The 22,593-nt window shown below is 73.1% G+C and carries 4 protein-coding genes; all 4 read left to right on the top strand.

Annotation, left to right across the window (positions count from 1 at the left end; all coding sequences use genetic code 11):
* The first annotated feature begins 8 nt into the window (after window positions 1-8).
* From fabD to ACIOJE_RS29180, 4 genes are read left to right on the top strand one after another with little or no spacing between them, the layout of a single operon-like run.
* Complete coding sequence (gene fabD / locus ACIOJE_RS29195) at window positions 9-854, top strand: ACP S-malonyltransferase (RefSeq protein WP_400780158.1); 846 nt, start codon at window positions 9-11, stop codon at window positions 852-854.
* Window positions 855-857: 3 nt separating this feature from the next.
* On the top strand, window positions 858-1,109 hold the full coding sequence (locus ACIOJE_RS29190; RefSeq protein WP_280681970.1) for an acyl carrier protein: 252 nt from the start codon (window positions 858-860) through the stop codon (window positions 1,107-1,109).
* An 11-nt stretch (window positions 1,110-1,120) separates the two neighbouring features.
* Window positions 1,121-3,115, top strand: coding sequence for an asparagine synthase (glutamine-hydrolyzing) (asnB, locus tag ACIOJE_RS29185; RefSeq protein ID WP_400780156.1), 1,995 nt, complete (start codon window positions 1,121-1,123; stop codon window positions 3,113-3,115).
* On the top strand, window positions 3,112-22,473 hold the full coding sequence (locus tag ACIOJE_RS29180; RefSeq protein WP_400780154.1) for an SDR family NAD(P)-dependent oxidoreductase: 19,362 nt from the start codon (window positions 3,112-3,114) through the stop codon (window positions 22,471-22,473). Before asnB ends, ACIOJE_RS29180 begins: the two co-directional genes overlap by 4 nt.
* The last annotated feature ends 120 nt before the right edge of the window (window positions 22,474-22,593 follow it).

The raw sequence follows: 22,593 nt of genomic DNA, 5'->3' as shown, positions 1-22,593 counted from the left end.
GGAGTGTCGTGCTGGCGGTCATCTTTGCTGGTCAGGGAAGTCAGGAAAAGGGGATGGGGGAGGAGGTTTTCGGCCGTTATCCGGGCCTTGTGCAATTCGCCTCGGACGTGCTGGGATACGACCTGGTCTCCCTGTGTACGGAAGACCCGGACGGATTGCTGGCCCGTACCGAGTACACCCAGCCGGCGCTCTACGTCGTCAATGCACTGCGGTATTTCGAGCGGGTGCACGGCGAGGACCGTAGGGCGGACTTCCTGCTGGGGCACAGCCTGGGCGAGTACAACGCCCTGCTCGCGGCGGGCGTGTTCGACTTCGAGACGGGCCTGCGGCTGGTCGCCAAGCGCGGTGAACTGATGGCGGCGGCCTCCGCGGGCGGCATGACCGCGGTGATGAACACCCCGGCGGACCAGCTGCTGAAGCTCATGGCGGAGGACGGCGTCGACGGCGTCGACATTGCCGGCCTCAACACCGGCTCACAGATCGTCATCGCGGGCACCCCGCCCGTCCTGGCCGCGGCGCACGAGTGCCTGAAACGCCGGGAGATCCGCTTCGTACAACTCAAGGTGAGTGCGCCGTTCCACTCCCGGTACATGGAGCCGGCCCGGGTGCGGTTCGCCGAATTCCTGACGGGATTCAGTTTCGCCGAACCCGCCATCCCCGTGGTTTCCAACGTCACGGGCCGGCCCTACGAACCGGGGCAGGCGGTACGCATGCTCACCGAACAACTGGTGTCCCCGGTGCGCTGGACCGACAGCGTCCGGATGCTGGTCGACGGCGACGACGGGATGGAATTCGCCGAAATCGGGGGCCTTTCCCTCACCAACATGGTGTTCAAGATCAGGGCTGGAGTGTGACCGATGGCAACGACGACGGAAACGATCAGGAAGTACCTGGAGGACCGGTTCCTCTTCGAGTTCGACGACGTGATCACCCCGGACACCGATCTCTTCAAGGCCGGTGTCATCGACTCGTTCGGCTACGTCAGGATGATGAAGTTCCTGGAGACCGAGTTCTCCGTCGAGATCAGTCCGGAGGACATCCTCCTGAACGTCTTCGTCTCGCTCACCGCGATCGACGAATTCGTCACCAAGAAGATCTCCGCGAGCTAGAAGGACGGATCATGTGCGGGCTGGCTGGTTTCCTCTCGACCTCGCTGCACCCCGGTGCCACCGCCGAGGTCATCACCTCGATGCTGTCCAACATCCGCCACCGCGGGCCGGACGAGGCCGGCTACTACCTGGACGACGGCCTGGCCATGGGGGCGGTGCGGCTGGCCATCGTGGACCTTGCCGGTGGCTCGCAACCCATGTCGGACCCGTCACGGCGGTACTGGATCTGCTTCAACGGTGAGATCTACAACCACATCGAGCTCCGGGCGGAACTGGAGCGCCTCGGCCGGCCGTTCCGCACCGACCACTCCGACACCGAGGTGGTGCTCCAGGCGTGGATCCAGTGGGGCTCGGCCTGTTTCACCCGGCTGAACGGCGCCTTCGCCGTCGCCATCAGGGACGCGGCGACCGGTGACCTGGTCCTGGCCCGGGACCGTTACGGCAAGCGCCCGTTGTTCTACACCGACAACGACGGTGACCTGCTGTTCGCCTCCGAGATGAAGGCGTTCCGCGCCTTCCCCGGCTTCCGCTTCGAGCTCGACCCGAGGGAGCTGGCCACCACCTACGCCGCGTGGACGCCGCTGCCCGACCGCACCCCCTACCGGGGTGTGCGCCAGCTGCCGATGGGCTCCGTGCTGACCATCAGCGCGGGCCGCCGCTCGCTGCGCCCGTACGAGGAACTCGACTTCGACGTGCCGGGCTTCGACGGCACCGAGGCCGAGGCGATCGAGCTCGTCCGGCAGACCCTGCGCACCAGCGTGGAGCTGCGCCTGCGGTCCGACGTCGAGGTCGGCGTCTACCTCAGCGGCGGCCTGGACTCCTCGGTGGTGACGCGACTGGCCACCCAGCTCTCGCCGCACCAGGTCTGCACCTTCTCCGTGGCCTTCCAGGACAAGGAGTTCGACGAGTCCGACAGTCAGAGCCTGGTCGCCGAGCACCTGGGGACGGTGCACTCCACCGTCCCGATCACCAGCACGGACATCACCGACGCATTCCCGGCCGCCGTGTACCACGCCGAGGTCCCGACCTTCCGCACCTCGTTCGTGCCGATGTTCCTGCTGTCCCGGCACGTCCGCGACGCCGGGATCAAGACGATCCTCAGCGGCGAGGGCGCCGACGAGGCGTTCCTCGGCTACTCGCTGTTCCGCGAGACCCTGCTGCGCGAGCGCTGGAACGAGCTGCCCGAGGCCGAGCGCCGCACCAGGCTGGCCGGGCTGCACCCGGAGCTGGCGCACTTCGGCTCCGCCCACCAGGCCCATCTGCTCGGCCTGTACCAGCAGTTCTCGGTGGAACGGCTGCCGGGCCTGTTCTCGCACGAGATGCGCTACCAGAACGGCCGGTTCGCGGCGCGCCTGCTCGCCGACCGGTTCGACCCGTTCGCCGACCTGCTCGACCTCGTCGCCGGGACCCCGGGCTACGCGGAGATGTCCGCGGTGCACAAGGCCCAGTGGCTGGAGTACAAGACGCTGCTGCCCGGATTCCTGTTGTCCACCCAGGGAGAGCGCGCCGCGCTCGCGCACAGCGTGGAGAACCGCTGCCCGTTCCTCGACCCGGCGGTGGTGCGCGCGGCCGCGTCGGTGAACCTGCGCTACGACGACGGCCAGGTCGAGAAGGCCCTCCTGAAGAAGGCGTTCCGCGCCGAGCTCCCGGAGTGGACCACCAGCCGCCCGAAACAGCCCTACCGCGCGCCGGGCAGCGCCGCGTTCAAGGACAGCCGCCCGGACTACCTGGAACTGCTGCTGTCCGACCATGAGTTGGCGCGGATCGGCTGCGTGGACCGGAGGTTCGCCCGCCGCCTGGTCGACAAGATCATGTCCTCGCCGGTGGAGGAGATCAGCACCAAGGAGGACCAGGCCTTCCTCTACCTGCTGACGACCGCCGTGCTCCACCAGCAGTTCGTGCTGGACGGCGGGAGCCGGCCGGGCGGGTCGGCGCCCGCCGCGCTGAACCTGCGGGTGACCGTGGACAACCGCCGTGCCATGCAGCGAGTGGGGGAGAGCCGATGAGTGCCGACGACATCGCGATCATCGGTCTGGCCCTGCGGTTCCCGGGTTCCGACACGCTGGTCGAGCTGTTCGACCACCTCGCGGCGGGGCGCTCGCTGATCACCGAGGTGCCCGCGCAGCGGTGGTCCAAGGAACGCTACTTCGGCGATCCGCGCAGCGGCGAGGAGAAGACGTACAGCGTCTGGGCCGGCTTCGTCGAGGGCGCCGACCGCTTCGACGCGGCCTTCTTCAACATCTCCCCGCGCGAGGCCGAGACCATGGACCCGCAGCAGCGGTTCGCGCTGGAACTGGCCTGGCAGGCCATCGAGGACGCGGGCTACCGGGCGGGCGAACTCGCGGGCAGCCGCACGGGCGTGTTCATGGGCCTGTGCCACGGCGACTACGCCGAGCTGATCGAACGCGACGACGTGCCGACCGACGCCTACTTCCCGACCGGCACGGCGTACTCGATCGTCGCCAACCGCCTGTCCTACTTCTTCGACTTCCACGGCCCCAGCATCGCCAACGACACCGCCTGCTCCAGCTCCCTGGTCTCGCTCTACGAGGCCGTCGCCGCGCTGCACAACGGCGACTGCGACCTGGCGCTGGCCGGCGGCGTGAACCTGTGCTGGTCGCCGAAGCTGTTCGTGGCGTTCAGCAAGGCGAGCATGCTCTCGCCCACCGGCCGGTCGCACGCCTTCGACCAGGCCGCGGACGGGTTCGTCCGGGGCGAGGGCGGCGCGGTCCTGCTGCTCAAGCCGCTGGCCAGGGCGCTGGCGGACCACGACCCGGTGTACGCGGTGATCAAGGGCGTCGGCACCAACCACGGCGGCCGGACCAACTCGCTGACCGTCACCAACCCGGCCGCGCAGGCCGCGCTGATCGAGGACGTCTACACCCGGGCCGGCGTCGCCCCCGAGACCGTGAGCTACATCGAGGCCCACGGGCCGGGCACGCCGGTCGGTGACCCGATCGAGATCGTCGGACTCAAGCGCGCCTTCCAGAGCCTGCACGACGCCAACGGGACCACGCCGAGCCCCGGCAGCACCGGCATCGGCTCGGTCAAGACCAACATCGGCCACCTGGAGTCGGCCGCGGGCGTGGCGGGCGTGGTGAAGGTGATCGGCGCGATGGCCGCCGGGATCCTGCCGGCGACGGTCAACTTCCAGACCCGCAACCAGCTGATCGACCTGGACGGCAGCCCCTTCTACATCGTCGGCGACACCCGGCCGTGGCCGGGCGGCGACGGTGCGCCGCGCCGGGCGGGCGTCAGCTCGTTCGGGTTCGGCGGGACCAACGCCCACGTGCTGCTGGAGGAACACGTCCGCCCGACGGCGGCGCACGGGAGCGGGACGCCCGAGGACGGTGCGGCGGCGGCCGAGGCGCCGGGGCCGTACGTCGTGCCGCTGTCGGCGAAGAACCCGGAGCGGCTGCGGGTGCTGGCCGCCCGGCTGCGGGAGCACCTGCTGGCCCCCGAGACCGGGCTGAGCCCGCGCCAGTCGCTGGCCGACATCGCCCACACGCTCCGGGTCGGCCGCGAGCCGATGCGGGCCAGGGCCGCGTTCGTCGTCGCGGACCGGGAGCAGCTCGTCGCCGCGCTGGAGTCCGCCGTGGACGGCGAGGTGCGCAACCCCGCCGGGGCCGGGGCCGAGGTGGTCGCGGCGGCACAGGCGTGGGCACGCGGGGGGAGCGCCGACTGGCCCCCGCTGCCCGGGGCGCAGCGCGTACGGCTGCCGACCTACCCGTTCGCCAGGGACCGGCACTGGTACGTCACGCCGCCGGCCGAGACCCCGGGCGCCGCGACGCTGCACCCGCTCGTCCACCGCAACACCTCCGACCTGGCGCAGCAGCGCTACACCTCCACCTTCACCGGAGCCGAGCCCTTCCTGGCCTCGCACCAGGTCCGCGGCCACCGGGTGCTGCCCGCGGTGGCGTACCTGGAGATGGCGCGGGCCGCGGTGGAGTTCGCGGCGGCGCGGGAGGGAGTGATCCGGCTGAGCGACGTCGCGTGGATGCGGCCGGTCGTCGTCGACGAACCGGTCGACGTCGAGCTCGCACTGACGCCGCGTGCAGACGCGATCGCCTTCGAGTTCCGCCGGGGCGAGACGACCCACAGCGCGGGCTCCGCCGAGATCGTCACGGCGCCGGAGCCGGCACCACTGGACCTGGACGCCCTGCGCGCGTCCTGCCCCACCACGCGCGACCCCGCCGAGGTCTACGCCGAGTTCGGTGCCCAGGGCCTGGAGTACGGGCCGGACATGCGCGCGCTGCGGGGGCTGCGGGTCGGGCGGGACGAGGCTCTCGCCCGCATCCCGGCGACCGGGGCCGAGGGGTACGTGCTGCCGCCGAGCGTCCTGGACGCCGCCTTCCAGACCTCCGTGGTCCTGATGGGCGAGGCCGCCGGCCCGACCCTGGCCTTCGCCCTCGACGAGCTGCGGGTGTACCGGCCCTGCCCGTCCGAAACCTGGGCGTGGGTGCGGCGGAGCGCGGACTCCGGGGCGCTCGCCAGGTTCGACATCGACCTGTGCGACCGCGACGGCGTGATCAGCGCCAGCCTGCGGGGGCTCGCCCAGCGCACCGCCGACGCGGGCGCGCGGGTCGTCACGGCGACCACGCGGTGGACCGACCGGCCGCTGAACGCGGGCGGCTCCTCCCGCACCGCGCACACCGTGACCCTGCCGGAGATCACCCCGGCGAGCCCGGCCGACGGCGTCGACGCCGTGACGGATCAGGTGTTCGCCGAGGCCCAGCGGCTGCTCGCGTCCGCTCCCAAGACCGAGCACCGCTTCGTGGTGCTGGTCGGCGGCCGGGTCCCGGCGCACTTCCACGCGCCGCTGGGGGGCCTGTTCCGCACGGTCGCCCTGGAGAACCCGCTGGTCTCGGGCCGGGTGGTCCGGGTCGCCGGCCTGGAGTCGGCCTCCCCGGCACAGATCGAGCGGATCGTGCGGGAGGAGTGCGCCGACGACTCCGCCGACACCGAGGTCCGCTACGCCGCCGACGGCACCCGGCAGGTGCTGGAGCCCGCCGGGACGCGGCTCGACGCCGGTCCGGAGGTGCCGGACCTGCGCCCCTGCGGCGTGTACTGGGTGACCGGCGGCCTGGGCGGCATCGGCCGGCACATCGCCCGCTACCTCGGCCGCGCCGAGGCGACGGTCGTCCTGAGCGGACGGTCCACCGCCGGCTCGGTCGAGTCCCTGCGGGCCGAGGGGGTCGACGCGCACTACCTGCCGGTCGACGTCACCGACGCCCGGGCCGTCTGCGCCGCGGTCGACACGATCGTGCGGGAGCACGGTTCGCTGCACGGCGTGGTGCACGCGGCCGGTCTGCTGCGGGACCAGTACCTGCTGCGCAAGGACCTGGCCGACGTCCGCCTGGTGACCGCGCCGAAGGTGCGCGGCACGCTCAACCTCGACGCCGCCACCCGGCACCTCGACTTGGACTTCTTCGCGCTGTTCTCCTCGGTCGCCGGCGTCTACGGCAACCCGGGGCAGGCCGACTACGCGGCGGCCAACGCGTTCCTGGACGCGTTCGCCCGGCACCGGCAGGCGCTGGTCGACGTGGGGGAGCGCAGCGGCAGGACCGTCGCCGTCAGCTGGCCGCTGTGGGCCGAGGGCGGCATGACGCTGGACGAGGTCACCCGCGAGTCGCTGCGCCGTGAGCGCGGCTGGGAGGCCCTGCCCACCGAGGACGGGCTGCGCGCCTTCGGCCGCTCCCTGCTCGCCGACGCCCCCGCGCACGTCGTCGTCGGGTACGGGGCCAGGGCGAGCCTCGCGGTGCCACGCCGGGCGGCTCCGGCGCCGGTGGCCCCGGCGCCCGTGGCGTCGGCCTCGGTCGTGCCGTCCGGCGGCGTCGTCGAGGGCGATCTGCTGGAGCGCACCGAGGGCCTGCTCAGGGAGGTCGTCGCCGGGGTCCTCCGGCACGCCCCGGAGCACATCGAGTCGACCACCAACCTGATCGAGTACGGGATCGACTCGCTGAGCATCCTGGGGGTGACCGCCGAGCTGGAGAAGCTGTTCGGACCGCTGTCCAAGACGATCTTCTTCGAGTACCTGAACATCGCGGACGTGGCGGCGCACTTCGTGGAGTCGCGGCGGGGGCAATTGGAGGCCGTACTGGGGGCCGTGCCGGGGGCGACGGCGGAGGCCGGGGCGTCCGACGCACAGCCGGAAGCGCCGGCGGCACCGCCGTCGGAGACGCCCGTCGTACCGCCGGAGGCCCCGGCCGTGTCCGCCACCGCCACCACCACCGCCGAGGTCCGCGAACCCGCGCGCGAGGACCGGCACGACATCGCGATCATCGGGGTGTCCGGGCGCTACCCCGGCGCCGACACGATGGACGAGCTGTGGGAGCTGCTGGAGAACGGCCGGCACACGTTCGAGGAGGTCCCCGCCGAACGCTGGGGCCACGAGGCCATCTACGACAGCGACCGGGCCGTCCGGGGCAAGAGCGTGATCAGGACCGGCACCTTCCTCCGCGACATCGACGCGTTCGATCCCCGCTACTTCCGCATCTCCAAGCGCGAGGCCGAGCAGATGTCCCCGGAGGTGCGGCTGTTCCTCCAGGCCGGCGTACAGGCGCTGGAGGACGCCGGCTACTCGCGGCAGACCATCCAGCGCCGCTACCAGGGCGACGTCGGTGTGCTCGTGGGCACCATGAGCAACCACTACAACCTGTACGGCTTCCAGAACAGCCTCACCCGCGGCGCCCCGCAGAGCGGCAGCTACACCGGGACGCTCCCCAACATGCTGTCCTACTTCTACGGCCTGACCGGGCCGTCGATCTTCGTGGACACGATGTGCTCCGCCTCGTCGACGTGCGTGCACCAGGCCGTGCAGATGCTGCGGGCCGGCGAGTGCCGGATGGTGGTCGCGGGCGGCGTCAACCTGATGCTGCACCCGTACAACCTGATCACCTCGTCGGAGGAGCACTTCACCACCGGCACCTCCGACGTGATCCGCAGCTTCGGCCACGGCGTGGACGGCACCATCCTCGGCGAGGGCGTCGGCGCGGTCGTGCTCAAGCCGCTGGTCGACGCCGAGCGCGACGGCGACCAGGTGTACGCCGTGATCAGGGGCACCGCCCTGTCCAACGCCGGCACCCGCAACGGCTTCACCGTGCCGAACCCGGGCATGCAGGCGCACGCGATCGAGAAGGCGATCGAGGACGCCGGGGTCGACCCGAGGACGATCAGCTACGTCGAGGGGCACGGCTCGGGCACCGCGCTGGGCGACCCGATCGAGGTCCGCGCGCTCACCTCGGCGTACCGGAAGTACACGGCGGACAGCCAGTTCTGCGCGCTCGGGTCCGTCAAGGCGAACATGGGGCACCTGCTCGCGGCGGCCGGCATGATCGGCCTGGCGAAGGTGCTGCTCCAGTTCCGGCACGGCAAGCTGGTGCCCTCCCTGCACAGCACGGAACTCAACCCGGACATCGACTTCACCGACACGCCGTTCCAGGTGCAGCAGACGCTCGCCGACTGGCGGCCTGCGGTCACCGTCGTCGACGGCCGGCAGGTCACCCATCCCCGGCGGGCCGGCATCACGTCGATCGGTGCCGGCGGCATGAACTCGCACATCGTCCTGGAGGAGTATCCCGAACGTCCGGTGCGCCAGGAGCCGTTCGGCGAGCAGCTGTTCGTGTTCTCCGCGATGAACGAGGCCGCGCTCGGGCGCTACCTGGCCACCTTCCGCGACCACCTCGCCGGGGCGCGGGAGGCCGATCTGCCCGACATCGCGTTCACCCTGCGGGTGGGCAAGAACGAACTGCCCCACCGGTGGGCGTTCGTGGCGGGGGACCTGCGGTCCGCGCTGGCGGCCGTCGACGGCTACCTGGCCGGGCGGCGGGAGCTGCCCGCGCACGAGCTCGGCACGACCTGGGTCGCCGGCAGGACCGTCGACTGGGACCGGCTGCCGACGGCCCGTCGGGTGTCACTGCCCGCGTACCCGTTCGAGAAGGTGCGGTGCTGGGTCGAGCAGACCGACGGCGCGCCGTCCGTGCTGGCCCCCCTGGCACTGCGCGAGCGGCTGCACCCGTTCCTGGGGCGCAACGAGTCCGACGTGCGCGGCCTGCGCTACGGCCTCGACGTCCACCTCGCCGACCTGCTGGACTACGGCTACCGCCTGGCCAAGGCGCCGACGATCGTGCCCACCTTCGCGGTGGACCTCGCGCTGGCCACCGCGAAGGTCAGCGGGTTCGCCGGGGAGGCGTCGGTCCACGACCTCCGGGTGCTGCGGCCGATCGACTGGTCGGCGACCAGGCGGCTCGTCACGGAGTTCGCCGACGGCCACGGCATCGTCCGGACCGAGGACGGGGCGGCGGCGGTCGAGTTCACCGTGCGGGCGGCCACCGCGCCGACCGGTCGGGTCGACCTGGCCGACCTGCGGCCGGTCCTCACCCGGGAACGGTTCCTGGCCGAGCTGGCCGAGGGCGGGCTGGACTACAAACCGGCGTCGTGCGCGGTCGACGGTGTGTTCCGCACGCCGGACGGCCGGACGGTGCTGGGCGTCGGCCGGCCCGACTTCCGGCAGGACCACGTCCGGCGCAACGTCACCGTCGAGCCGTTCGTGCTCGCGGTGATCGCCCAGGGCGTGCAGTGGGAGGCCAAGCGGGCCGGGGCGCCGGACTGGACCCGGGTGGCGCTCAACCGGGTCGGGGGGATCCGGGTACGGGCCGGGGTGCCGGTCACGCACGTGGTCTTCGGAGACGACCGGATCCTGCTGGTCGAGGGCTCGGGCGAGGTCGTCGGGGAACTGGACGGGGTGCGGCGCGGCGTCGGAGGGACGACGCCGGCCGAGCGGCCGGTACCGCAGGCCCGTCCGGTCCGGGTCGAGCGGGTGCAGGTCGACGCGGTGCCGGCCCAAGCGGTGCCGGGCGGCACGAAGCCGGCCGACGCCGTGCAGGGCGGCACGAAGCCGGCCGCGCCTGCGGACTCGGCCGTGGTGGACGTCCTGCGCTCCATCGCCGCGGACCTCCTCAAGTTCGAGCCGGAGGAGCTCGATCCGCGGACCGGCCTGGACGCGTTCGGCTTCGACTCCATCTCGCTGGTGGCCTTCGCGGAGGAGATCCGCGAGCGGTTCGGGGTCGTGGTGAGTCCGGCGGTGTTCTTCGACGTCAGCACGCTGGAGGCGCTGGGCGCCCACCTGGTCGACGAGCACGGCGCCACGGTCGAGCCCGGGGCCGCGCCGGTCCGGGCCGCGCCGGTGCCGCCGCCGGTCGAAGTCGAGGCAGCGGCAGAGGTCGTGGCCGCGGTCGAGCCGCAGCCGGTTCACGCCGAGGCCGATCCGCGCCTGCCGATCGCCGTCATCGGCGCGGCCGGGCGCTTCCCGGGCGCCCGCACCCTGGACGAGTACTGGGCGAACCTGCTGGCGGGCGAGGACTCCGTCACCGCCTTCCCGTGGCACCGGTACGACGAGGACCACCGCAGGACCATCGAGGCCCAGGACTTCCCCCAGCGGATCGGGGCCCTGGACGACGTCGACGCCTTCGACGCCGCCTTCTTCCGCATCCTGCCGCGCGAGGCCGAGCTGATGGACCCGCAGCACCGTCTCGTCCTGGAGACGGTGTGGCAGGCGCTGGAGGACAGCGCGTACCGCCCGGCCGACCTGCCGACCAGCACGGGAGTGTTCATCGGCGTCACGGGCAACGACTACGCGACGCTGCTCACCACCCGCGGCGTGCAACCGGACGCGTTCACGTCGACCGGGACGACGCACTCGATCCTGGCCAACCGCATCTCGTACCTGCTCGACGTGCGCGGCCCGAGCGAACCGATCGACACGGCCTGCTCCAGCTCGCTGGTGGCGGTGCACCGCGCGATCGAGGCGATCCGCTCCGGCACCTGCGAGCTGGCCGTCGCCGGCGGGGTGAACGTGCTGCTCAGCACGGACACCTTCGTCAGCGCGCACCGCGCGGGCATGCTCAGCCCGGACGGCCTGTGCAAGACCTTCGACGCCGGCGCGAACGGCTATGTGCGCGGCGAGGGCGTCGGGGTGGTCGTGCTCAAGTCCCTGGCGGCGGCGGAGCGCGACGGCGACGCGATCCTCGGTGTGCTCCGGGGCAGCGCGTACAACCACGGCGGCCGGGCCAACTCGCTGACCGCGCCGAACGCCGACGCCCAGGCCGACCTGGTGACGGCCGCCGTCGGCGACCTCGACCCGGACACCATCGGCTACATCGAGACCCACGGCACCGGCACGGCGCTCGGCGACCCGGTGGAGGTCCGCGCGCTGCGCTCGGCGTTCCGCCGGCTGGGCCGCAGTGACGACGGTGCGTGCGGCCTCGGTTCGGTCAAGACCAACATCGGCCACCTGGAGTCGGCCGCGGGCATCGCGGGACTGCTGAAGGTGCTGCTCGCGCTCAAGCACGGTGTGCTGCCCGCGACCCGGCACGTCCGGCAGGTCAACCCGTACATCGAACTGGACGGCGGCCCGTTCCACATCGTGCGGGACAACGAGCCCTGGGCGCGCCCCCGCAGCGCTGACGGCGGCCTCGCGCCGAGGCGGGCAGGGGTGAGCAGCTTCGGGTTCGGCGGCGTCAACGCCCATGTCGTCGTCGAGGAGTACGTCGGCGCCGACCAGCGCGAGCAGGGAGAGCAGGGAGAGCGAGAGCAGGACGGCGGGAGCGTCCTGGTGCCGTTGTCGGCCCGCACCGCGGGGCAGTTGACCGACCGGGCCCGGGACCTGCTGTCCTACCTGGAGCAGTCGGCGGACGTTTCGCTGCGGTCCGTCGCGTGGAGCCTGCAGGTCGGCCGCGAGGAGATGGCGGAACGGGTCGGCTGGGTCGTCCCCTCGCGTGCCGAACTCCTCGACAGGCTACGGGCGTTCGTCACCACCGGGGACCGTGGCGGCAGCGCGGAGCCGATCGGGCGGTGGATCGGCGGTGGCGCCGTCGACTGGCGTTCGCTGTCCGGGGGCAGGACCCCCAAGCGCGCCCACCTGCCCGGATACCCCTTCGCCCGGGACCGGTTCTGGCTTCCCGGTAGCAGGGAATCGGCCGGCACCGGAGGTAGCGGCACGAGGGAGTCGGCCGGCACCGGGGTGGCGACCGGTACGGCCCTGCTGACCGCACGGTGGACGCCGACGCCCGCCGCCGCGACCGGCCGGTACGACCGGCGCGTCGTCCTCCTGTGCGGGGTCGACGGGCCGGTGCCCGGGGCGATCCTCCTCGACACGGCCAGGCAACGGCCGGAGAGCCGGTTCCGCGACCTGTCGTGGCAGGTGCTGGAGACCGTCCGCGGCCTCGACGCCCGGCACGGCACCACGCTGGTGCAGGTCGTCACCCACGACCTCGCCCTGGCCGGCCTGCTGCGCACCGCGACCAAGGAGAACCCGCGGATCGTCGGTCAGGTCATCGGTGTCGAGGGTGTCGCCGGCGACGACCTGGCCGCCGTCGTGGCGGAGAACGCCCGCGCCGCCGACGACCTCGTGAGCTACCGCGACGGCGTCCGGCACACGCGCAGCTGGGCCCCGGCCGTGATCCGGGGAGCAGCGTCCGACCGGCCCTGGCGGGACGGCGGCGTGTACCTGATCACGGGCGGCGCCGGTGGGATCGGCGCCGCCACCGCCCGACGCATCGCCGCCGACGTGCGGCGACCGACCATCGTGCTCGCCGGCCGGTCGCCGCGCGACGACCGGATCGAGGGCCTGCTCGCCGAGTTGCGGCAGGCGGGTGCGGTCGCGCGGTACGTGCGCGCCGACGTCTCCCGCTGGGAGGAGGTGCGGCACCTGGTCGCCGAGGCGGGCGGGATCACCGGCATCGTGCACGCCGCCGGTGTGGTGCGCGACTCGCTGCTCGCGGACAAGACCGTCGAGCAGTGGGACGACGTGCTCGCGACCAAGGTGGACGGCCTCGTGCACCTCGACCGGGCCACCGAGCACTGCCCGCTGGAGTTCGTGCTGACGTTCTCCTCGGGCGCCGCGATCACCGGCAACCCCGGCCAGTCCGACTACGCGACCGCGAACGCCTTCCTCGACGAGTTCGCCGCCCTGCGCAACGCGCGGGTCGCGGCGGGGAGCCGCCGCGGGCGCACGTCGTCCATCGCGTGGCCGCTGTGGGAGGACGGCGGCATGCGGGTCAGCGAGCGGACCCGGGCGTACCTGTGGGAGGACCGGGGGCTGGCGCCGATGCCCACGCAGGACGGGCTCGCGGCGCTGATCGACGCCTGGAACACGGGGGCGGACCAGGTGTGGGTGCACTACGGCGACCCGGAGCGGGCGCGGACCGGGACGGGGACGCAGGCCTCGGTGCCTGCGCCGGTGGCGACGACCGCCACGCCCAGCGCCGACCCGCATGTCCTTCACCACCTGCTCACCCTGTTCTCCGAGGTCAGCGGGCTGGCGCCGGGCTCGGTCGACCCCGACCGCCCGCTCGTCGACATCGGCCTGGACTCGGTGATGGTCATCCAGCTCAACCGGGAACTGGTCAGGACCTACCCCGAGGTGTCCTCGACGATCTTCTACGAGCAGCCGACCCTGCGGGCGGTGGCCGGTCAACTCGCCGGTCACGTCGCCGGTCACGTCGCCGGCGGACCCGTCGGCCGGCAGCCGGAACAGGCGCGCCGGCAGCTGGCCGCCGACCGGCCCGCCACCATCGAGCAGCCGTCCGAGAGGCCGTCGGAGCAGCCGTCCGGGAAGCCGGTCGTCGCGACCGACGGGCCCGACGCCGTCGCCGATGAGCCGATCGCGGTCATCGGGCTGAGCGGCCGCTACCCGGGCGCCGCCGACCCCGAGGAGTTCTGGGAGAACCTCAGGGCGGGCCGCGACTGCGTCCGCGAGGTGGACCGCTGGCCGCTGGAGGGCTTCTTCGAACCGGACCGCAACACGGCGGTGGCCACCGGCCGCAGCTACAGCAAGTGGGGCGGCTTCCTCGACGACTTCGCGGCGTTCGATCCCCGGTTCTTCGGCATCGCCCCGCGCGACGCCTACGCCATGGACCCGCAGGAACGGCTGTTCGTTCAGGCCGCGTGGGAGGTGCTGGAGGACGCGGGCTACACCAGGGCGCGCCTCGCCGACCGCCACGGCCACGGGGTCGGGGTGTTCGCCGGCGTCACCAAGGTCGGCCACGCCCGACACGAGGTGGGCCGCCTGCCCTCGGGTGAACTCGTGGTGCCCGGGCTGTCGTTCGCCTCGCTGAGCGCCCGCGCCTCCTACCTGCTCGACCTGCGAGGCCCGAGCCTGACGATCGACACGATGTGCTCGGCGTCGCTGACCGCGATCCACGAGGCGTGCGAGCAACTCCGGCGCGGCGCCTGCGAGGTGGCGATCGCCGGTGGCGTGAACCTCTACGCGCACCCGCTGGACTACGTCGAACTGTGCCGCTCCGGCATGCTCTCGCCCGACCAGCACTGCCGCAGCTTCGGCACCGGCGGCCACGGGTTCGTCCCCGGCGAAGGCGTGGGCTGCGTGCTGCTCAAGCCGCTGTCCCGCGCGGTGGCCGACGGGGACCGCGTGCTCGCGGTGATCCGGGGCTCCAGCGTCAACCACGGCGGCCGCTCCACCGGCTACACGGTGCCGAGCCCGGTCGCCCAGGCCGACGTGATCCGGCGGGCGCTGGACCGGGCCGGGGTCTCCGCGCGGCAGGTCAGTTACGTCGAGGCCCACGGTACCGGCACCGAACTGGGCGATCCGATCGAGATCACCGGCCTGACCAAGGCGTTCGAGCAGGACACCATGGACCGGCAGTACTGCGCGATCGGCTCGGCGAAGTCGGGCATCGGCCACCTGGAGGCCGCGGCCGGGGTGGCCGGTCTGACGAAGGTCCTGCTCCAGCTCAAGCACCGGCAGCTCGCGCCGAGCCTGCACGCCGAACAGCTCAACCCGAACATCGCCTTCGAGCGGACCCCGTTCCGGGTCCAGCGCGAGCTGAGCCCGTGGCACTCCGACGGCCCGCGGATCGCGGCGGTGTCCTCCTTCGGTGCCGGCGGCTCGAACGCGCACGTGATCGTCGAGGAGTATTCCGTGCAGCCCACAGACGGCGCGCCCAACGGCGCCGAACAGGTCGTCGTCCTCTCGGCGAGGACTTCCGAACAGCTCACCGCGTCGGTGGACCGGCTGGCCGGCTTCCTCGACCGCAATCCGGACACCGATCTCGCCGACCTGGCCTTCACGCTCCAGGTCGGGCGGGAGGCGATGGCCGAGCGGTACGCGGTCGCGGCGTCGTCGACCGCGGAGCTGCGGGCCGCGCTGCGGGCGGGCCGGGGGCACCGGGGCACCGCCGGGGATGCGGGCGGTCTGCTCGCGGAGATCACCGGTGACAGCGATCTGCAGGAACTGCTGGTACGGCAGTGGGTCACCGCCGGCAAGCTGTCCAAGCTCGCGGCGCTGTGGGCGTCGGGCGTCGAGGTGGACTGGGAGCGCCTGCACCGGGGGGCGCCGCGCCGGGTGCTGTCGCTGCCGACGTACCCGTTCGCCAAGGAGCGGTTCTGGATCGGCGACCTGACCCGGCAGGCACCGGCCCCGCTGCCGGCGCCACGTCCGCCGGCCGCACCGGCCGCACCGGTCGCGGCGGTGGTCACGGCACCGGTCGCGGCGGTGAGCCCCGAACCCGCCGTCGCACCACGGAGCCTGGACGAGCTCGTGCCCGCGGTGGTGCGGGAGAAGATCGCCCGGGCACTGGCGATGGAGGTCGCCGAGGTCGAGGGCGGGCTGGCGTTCGCCGACTACGGCCTGGACTCGATCCTGGCGATCCGCGTGGTGGACCAGCTCAACGACGCGTTGTCGCTGGACCTGCCGACGAGCGTGGTCTTCGACTTCAGCAGTGCCGACCGGCTGGCCGCGCACCTGCTCGCCGAGTACGGGGACACCATCGTCTACACGGAGGGCGCCCCGGCGCCGGCGGCGGCGCGCGACGATGCCCCGCAACCGGTCGCGGAGCCCGCGCCCGTGCCCGTGCCCCAGGCCGTGCCCGGGGCCGTGCCCGGGGATCGCGGACCGATCGCGGTGATCGGCATGAGCGGCCGCTTCGCGGGCGCCGACTCGCTCGACGACCTGTGGACCCACCTGGTCGACGGCGACGACCTGGTCACCGAGACGACCCGGTTCGACCTCGACGGCGTGAGCACCTGCACCCGGGGCGGCTTCCTCGACCGCATCGACGAGTTCGACGCGATGTTCTTCAACATCTCCGGTACCGAGGCCGTGGTGATGGACCCGCAGCAGCGGCTGCTGCTGGAGGAGTCCTGGAAGGCGTTGGAGGACGCCGGCTACGCGGGCCGGATGGGCCGGCGGCGCTGCGGCGTCTACGTCGGGGCGTGGGCGGGGGACTACCAGACGCTGCTCGACCGGGACGCACCGGCGCAGACCCTGTGGGGCAACATGGCCTCGGTCATCCCGAGCCGGGTGGGCTACTTCCTCGACCTCAAGGGCCCGGCGATCGCCGTCGACACCTCGTGCTCCAGCTCGCTCGTGGCGATCGACCTGGCGTGCAAGGACCTGTGGTCCGGCGAGACCTCGATGGCGCTGGCGGGCGGGGTGTTCGTGCAGTCCACACCACGGCTGTACGGGCTCGCGGGCCGCGCCGGCATGCTCTCGCCGACCGGCCGCTGCCACACCTTCGACCACCGCGCCGACGGCTTCGTACCCGGCGAGGGCGTCGGGGTCGTCGTGCTGAAGCGGCTCGCGGACGCACTGGCCGACGGCGACCACATCCACGGCGTGATCAAGGCCAGCGGCGTCAACCAGGACGGCGCCACCAACGGGATCACCGCGCCGAGTTCGGTGTCCCAGGAGGCTCTGCTCGGCGAGGTGTACGAGCGGTTCGACGTCGACGTGGAACGCATCGGACTCGTCGAGGCGCACGGCACCGGCACCAAGCTGGGCGACCCGATCGAGTTCCAGGCGCTGAACCGCGCGTTCCGCGCCCGCACCGACAAGGCGGAGTACTGCGCGGTCGGTTCGCTGAAGACCAACATCGGCCACGCCCAGTTCGCGGCCGGCGTCGCGGGCGTGCTGAAGGTGCTGCTGGCGATCAAACACCGGCGGATCCCCGCCTCGCTGCACTTCGAGAGCGCGAACGAGGCGATCCCGCTGGCGGGCAGCCCGTTCTACCTGAGCACCCGCACCCACGACTGGGAGACCCCCGCCGGGGTGCCGCGCTGCGGCGTGGTGAGCTCCTTCGGCGCCAGCGGGACCAACGCGCACCTCGTGATCGAGGAGGCCCCGTCCGTCGCGCGGGACGTCGCGTGGGACGTCGCGCGGACCGTCGCACCGGCCGCCGCACCGCAGGCGGAGCACGTGGTGGTGCTCTCGGCGCGGACGGAGCAGCAGCTCCTCGAACAGCGGCGCCGACTGGCCGCACACGTCCGCGCCCACGCCTCGATCGACCTCGGCGACCTCGCCTACACCCTGGCCGTCGGCCGGGAGCGGTTCGCGCACCGGTTCGCCTGCGTGGTGCGCGACCGCGAGGAGCTGATCCGGGTCCTCGACGGCACGAGCCCGGCCCGGGTGCCCGAGGACACCCGGCCCCCGGTCGAGGGCCGGCGCATCCCGCTGCCGACCTACCCCTTCGCCCGCGACCGGCACTGGCCCGCGACCGGCGGCGAAGCCGTACCGCCCGCCCGCGCGGACGCTGTGCCGCCGACCCCCGCGGACACTGTGCCACGGACCCGCGCCGACGCGGTGACGCTGACCCGCGCCCACGGCCTGCTGCGCGACCACGTGGTGCAGGGCCGTCACCTCCTGCCCGCGGTCGCCTACCTGGAACTGGCCCGCAAGGCGCTGGGCGCCACCCGGGTGCGGATGCGCAACGTGACCTGGGTGCAGCCGCTGGAGGTCGCGGACGACCCGGTCGACGTCCGGGTCGAGGTGCGCGCCGACACCACGGGCGGGCACCGGTTCGAGATCGCCGCCGGCGCCACCGTGTGCTGTGAAGGCCGCATCGCACCGTCCGACGCCCCGCGCCCGGCACCGGTCGACCTCGCCGCACTGCGCGCGGACTGCCCGGAGACCGTGTCCGGCGACCGGATCCACCAGGCCCTGGTGTCGATGGGCATCGACCACGGTCCGACCCTCCGGGCGATCCGGCGGGCGCACGTCGGCTCCGGGACGGTCCTGGCCGAACTGGTCCGGCCCGACTCGGCGGAGCCCGGCGCGCTGACGCCCGCGATGCTGGACTCGGCGATCCAGGCGGCGGTCGCGCCCCACCTCGACGGGATGAGTGACACCGCCGTGCCGTTCGCCCTGGACCGGCTCGACCTGTTCGCCCCGTGCCCTGCCACGATGTGGGCCGTCGTCCGAGGCGGTGCGTCCGGGCCGCTCGGCAAGCTGGACATCGACCTGGTCGACGCCGACGGCGCGGTCTGCGTGCGGCTGACCGGGTACACCTCGCGCCGCACGGGCCGGAGCGAGCCCGCACTGTTCGCCCCCGTCTGGGATTCGATCAGCGCGACCGACGCGCCCGTGCCCGCCCGGACCGACCGGGTCCTGTCCGTCGGCGGACCCTCGGCCCTCGCCGGCGCGCTGGCCTGGCCGCTGCCGCCGTCGGCGTCCGTCGAGGAGGTGACCGCCGCGCTGCGCGAGCTCGGGCCGATCGACCACCTGGTCTGGACCGCGCCCGAGCCCAAGCTCGACCCCGTCGACGCCGCCGGGTACGTGGCCGCCCAGGACGACGGCGTCGTCGCGGCCTTTCGCATGATCAAGGCGCTGATCGGTGCCGGGTACGACGCCCGGCCGCTGGGGATCACGCTGGTCACGACCCGCGCGCTGGCCACCCACACCGACGACCCCGTCCAGCCGGCACACGCCGGACTGCACGGCCTGTTCGGCTCGCTGGGCCGGGAGTACGCGCAGTGGACCGTCCGCCGCGTCGACCTCGACGGCCCCGAGTGGCCCGCCGACCTGCCGGCCCTGCCGGCCCGGTCGCCCGAGGACGCCTGGGTCCGGCGGGCCGGCCAGTGGCTCGCCCGGCACTGGGCGCCGTGCGAGGCGCCGGCGAAGCCGGTGTACCGCGAGGGCGGCGTCTACGTGGTGATCGGCGGGGCCGGCGGCCTGGGCACGGCGTGGACCCAGCACGTGGTGCGCGAGTTCGGCGCGCACGTCACCTGGATCGGCCGCAGCGCACCCGACGCGTCCGTCGAGGACCGGATCCGCTCCGTCCAGGGACGCGGTACCGTCCGCTACCTCAGCGCCGACGCCGCGGACCCGGCCGCGCTGCGCCGTGCCGTCGCGGCGGTCAAGGAGCGCCACCCGCGGATCGACGGGGTGGTGCAGGCCGCACTCGTGCTGCGGGACAGCACGTTCGCCAGGATGGACGAGGCCACCCTCCGCGCGGGGCTGGCGGCCAAGGTCGACGTCACCACCGCGATGGCCGAGGTCTTCGACGGCGAGCAACTGGACTTCGCGGTGCTGCTGTCGTCGATGCAGTCCTTCACGACGGCGGCCGGCCAGGGCAACTACGCGGCCGGGTGCACCTTCAGCGACGCCTACGCGCACGCGCTCGGACAGCACTGGGACACCCCGGTCAGGGTCATGAACTGGGGGTGGTGGGGCGACCTCGGGAGCGTCACGTCCGCGTTCTACCGGGAGCGGCTGAGCCGGGTCGGTCTGGTGTCGATCGAGCCGCGCGAGGGGCTGGCCGCCCTGGACGCGCTGCTCGGCGGAGGCCAGCGGCAGCTCGCCTTCGTCAAGACCAACCGGCACAACACCCTGGCGAACTTCGACCGCGCCACCAGGGTCACCGTGCACGGCCGGACGCCGTCGCGGGTCCCCGGTGAGCTGCTGATCGCGCCCGAGGGCGCGGACGACCTCATGGACGAGGTCGTGCGGTGGCGTCGAGCCGAACGGGACCCGTGGCTGGCGAAGGTGCTGGCGGCGCAGCTGGCGACCGTCGACCACGCGGCGATCCTGCCGCTGTACGCCGACTGGCTGGAGCACGCCCGGCGCGTCCTCGTCCCGGCCGAGCCGGTGGACGTCGTGCTCGGGCAGTGGGACCGGCAGTGCGAGCGGTGGTCGACCGACGCCGACCGCAGGGCCGAACTGCGGCTGGCCTCCGCCATGCTGCGGGCGCTGCCGGGCATCCTGACCGGCCGGACCAGGCCCACCGACGTGATGTTCCCGCGCGGTTCGGTGGAGTTGGTGGAGGGCTGCTACCGGGACAACCACGTCGCGGACCTGTTCAACCGTGCCATGGCCGGCGCCGCCGTCGGCGTGGTGGCGGAGCGGCTGCGCCGGGAGCCCGGCGCGCGGCTGCGGATCCTGGAGATCGGCGCCGGTACCGGCGGTACCAGCGCCGGGATGTTCGCCGCGCTCAAGCCCTACCAGGACAGCATCGAGACCTACGTCTACACGGACCTGTCCAAGGCCTTCCTCAACCACGCGCGCACCGCGTACGGGCCGGACGTGCCGTACCTGGACTGCCGGCTGCTCAACATCGAGCAGCCGCTGGCCGGGCAGGACATCGGCGAGGGCGGGTTCGACCTGGTGATCGCCGCCAACGTGCTGCACGCGACCAGGGACACCCGCAACACCCTGCGCAACGCCAAGGCCGCGATGCGGGCCGGCGGGTGGCTGCTGCTGAACGAGCTGTCGGCGTTCGACCTGTTCAGCCATGTGACGTTCGGGCTGCTCGCCGGCTGGTGGCTGTTCGACGACCGGTCGCTGCGGATCCCCGGCTCGCCGGCGCTGTCGCCGGAGAACTGGCGGGACGTGCTGGCGGGGGAGGGCTTCGGCACGGTCGTGTTCCCGCTGGCGCAGGCGCTGCCGCTGGGGCAGCAGGTCATCGCGGCGGAGAGCGACGGGGTGGCCCGGCAGGCGGTCGGCGCCGGGCCGGGGAGCGCCGCACGGCAGGGGACCGGCGGGCCGGAGCGGCCGCTACCGGCGTCGGCACCGCGACCGGAGCCCGCGCCGACCCCCGAGCCCGTGCCCGTCCCGGTTCCGGAGCCCTCGGCCGCGCCGGCGACGCCGTCCGACCTGGCCGCGCTCATCCTCGGCAAGGCGGCCGCCGTCCTCGGCATCCCGGCCGAGCGGATCGACACCACAGCGCCGCTCACCAACTACGGCCTGGACTCGATCCTCGTGCTCCAGCTCACCAACGCCCTGCGCGAGGACTTCGGTGACGACGTCTCCGCCACCCTGCTCTTCGACGTCGAGACCATCGAGGGCCTGTGCGCCCACTTCACCGGCCCGGCGGGCGGGCGGTGGAACCTCGCGCGCGGTCAGCTGACCATGTACCGGGACCAGCTGCGCTCGCCGGAGTCGACCAACTACCACCTCCCGCTGCTCTTCGAGATCCACGGCGAGCTGGACGAGGCGGCCCTGGAACGGGCGATCCGCGCGCAGACCGGGATCCACCCGGTGCTGAGCGCGGTCCTCGGCGAGCGGGACGGTGTGCCGTACCTGGACATCGACCCGACCAGGACGCCGTCCTTCGACCGGGTCGACCTCGCCACCACCTCGCGCGCCGCGCAACTGGCCGGGCTGCGCGACCTGGTGGACGTCCCGTTCGACCTGGCGACGGGCCCGCTGGTGCGGGCGCACCTGGTCTCCCTCGCCGGCGGCCGGCGGCTGCTGCTGATCACCGCGCACCACATCCTGCTGGACGGCACGTCGACGGCGGTCCTGGTCCGCACGCTCAAGGAGGCCTACCAGGGCCGGGGGAGCCTGAACCGGGCCGGCTTCGGCGACTTCGTCGCCTGGGAGGAGGCGATGCTCACCGGCCCGCAGGGACGGAAGCACCGGGACTACTGGGTCCGGGAGTTGGACGGGCCGCGGCCGGCGCTCGCGCTGCCCTACGACCGTCCGTACGACCCGAAGCGGATGCCCCGGGTGGAGGTGGCGACGATGAGGCTGTCGCCGACGCTGGTCGGCGCACTGGCCGACACCGCGCGGGAGCACCGGGTCAGCGTCGCCATCGTGCTGTTCACCACGTACGTGCGGTTCCTGCACCGGCTGACCGGACAGGACGACGTGGTCCTGGGCATGACCGCGGCCGCCCGCTACGAGGAGCGGTTCCAGGACGTGGTCGGCCAGTTCGCGAACTGCCTGCCCATCCGCTGCACGGCCGCCGGGGGCTTCCCCGAACTGCTCAAGTCCCTGCAGCGCAAGGTGGTCGGCGGCATCGAGCACGGCGGCTACCCGCTGCCGGAGATCACCCGCGCGGTGGGATCGGACGACGAACCGCTGGTCCTGACGAACTTCCTGTTCCAGAACTTCGAGGGCGCCGACCTGCTCACCAACGAAGCGCCGGCCGGGGCCGGCGAGTTGGACCTGCGGCTGTTCGACGACCTGCCGTACGCCGGGGAGTACGTCCTCGCCACGGAGTTCTACCGGGAGGGCGACGGGTACAAGGTGTTCCTCAAGTACGACGCGAACGTGTTCGACGAGGCCACGGCGCGGCGCATGACGGACGACTGGCACGCGGTCATCCGGGGCGAGCTGGGCCTGGACTGACCCGCGGTGAGCGGCCGGCCGGGCGCCGGCCGCTCACCGGTATCCGGGCGGCCTTCGCACGACAGCCGGGCCGCGACGACCGTCGCGGCCCGGCTGCGGTGGTCCACCCGCCGCGGTGGC

The sequence above is a fragment of the Kitasatospora sp. NPDC087861 genome (genome assembly GCF_044742585.1).
Taxonomy (GTDB): domain Bacteria; phylum Actinomycetota; class Actinomycetes; order Streptomycetales; family Streptomycetaceae; genus Kitasatospora.
The sequence above is the reverse complement of the archived record's forward strand: the minus strand, read 5'-3'. Positions and strand labels throughout refer to the sequence as shown.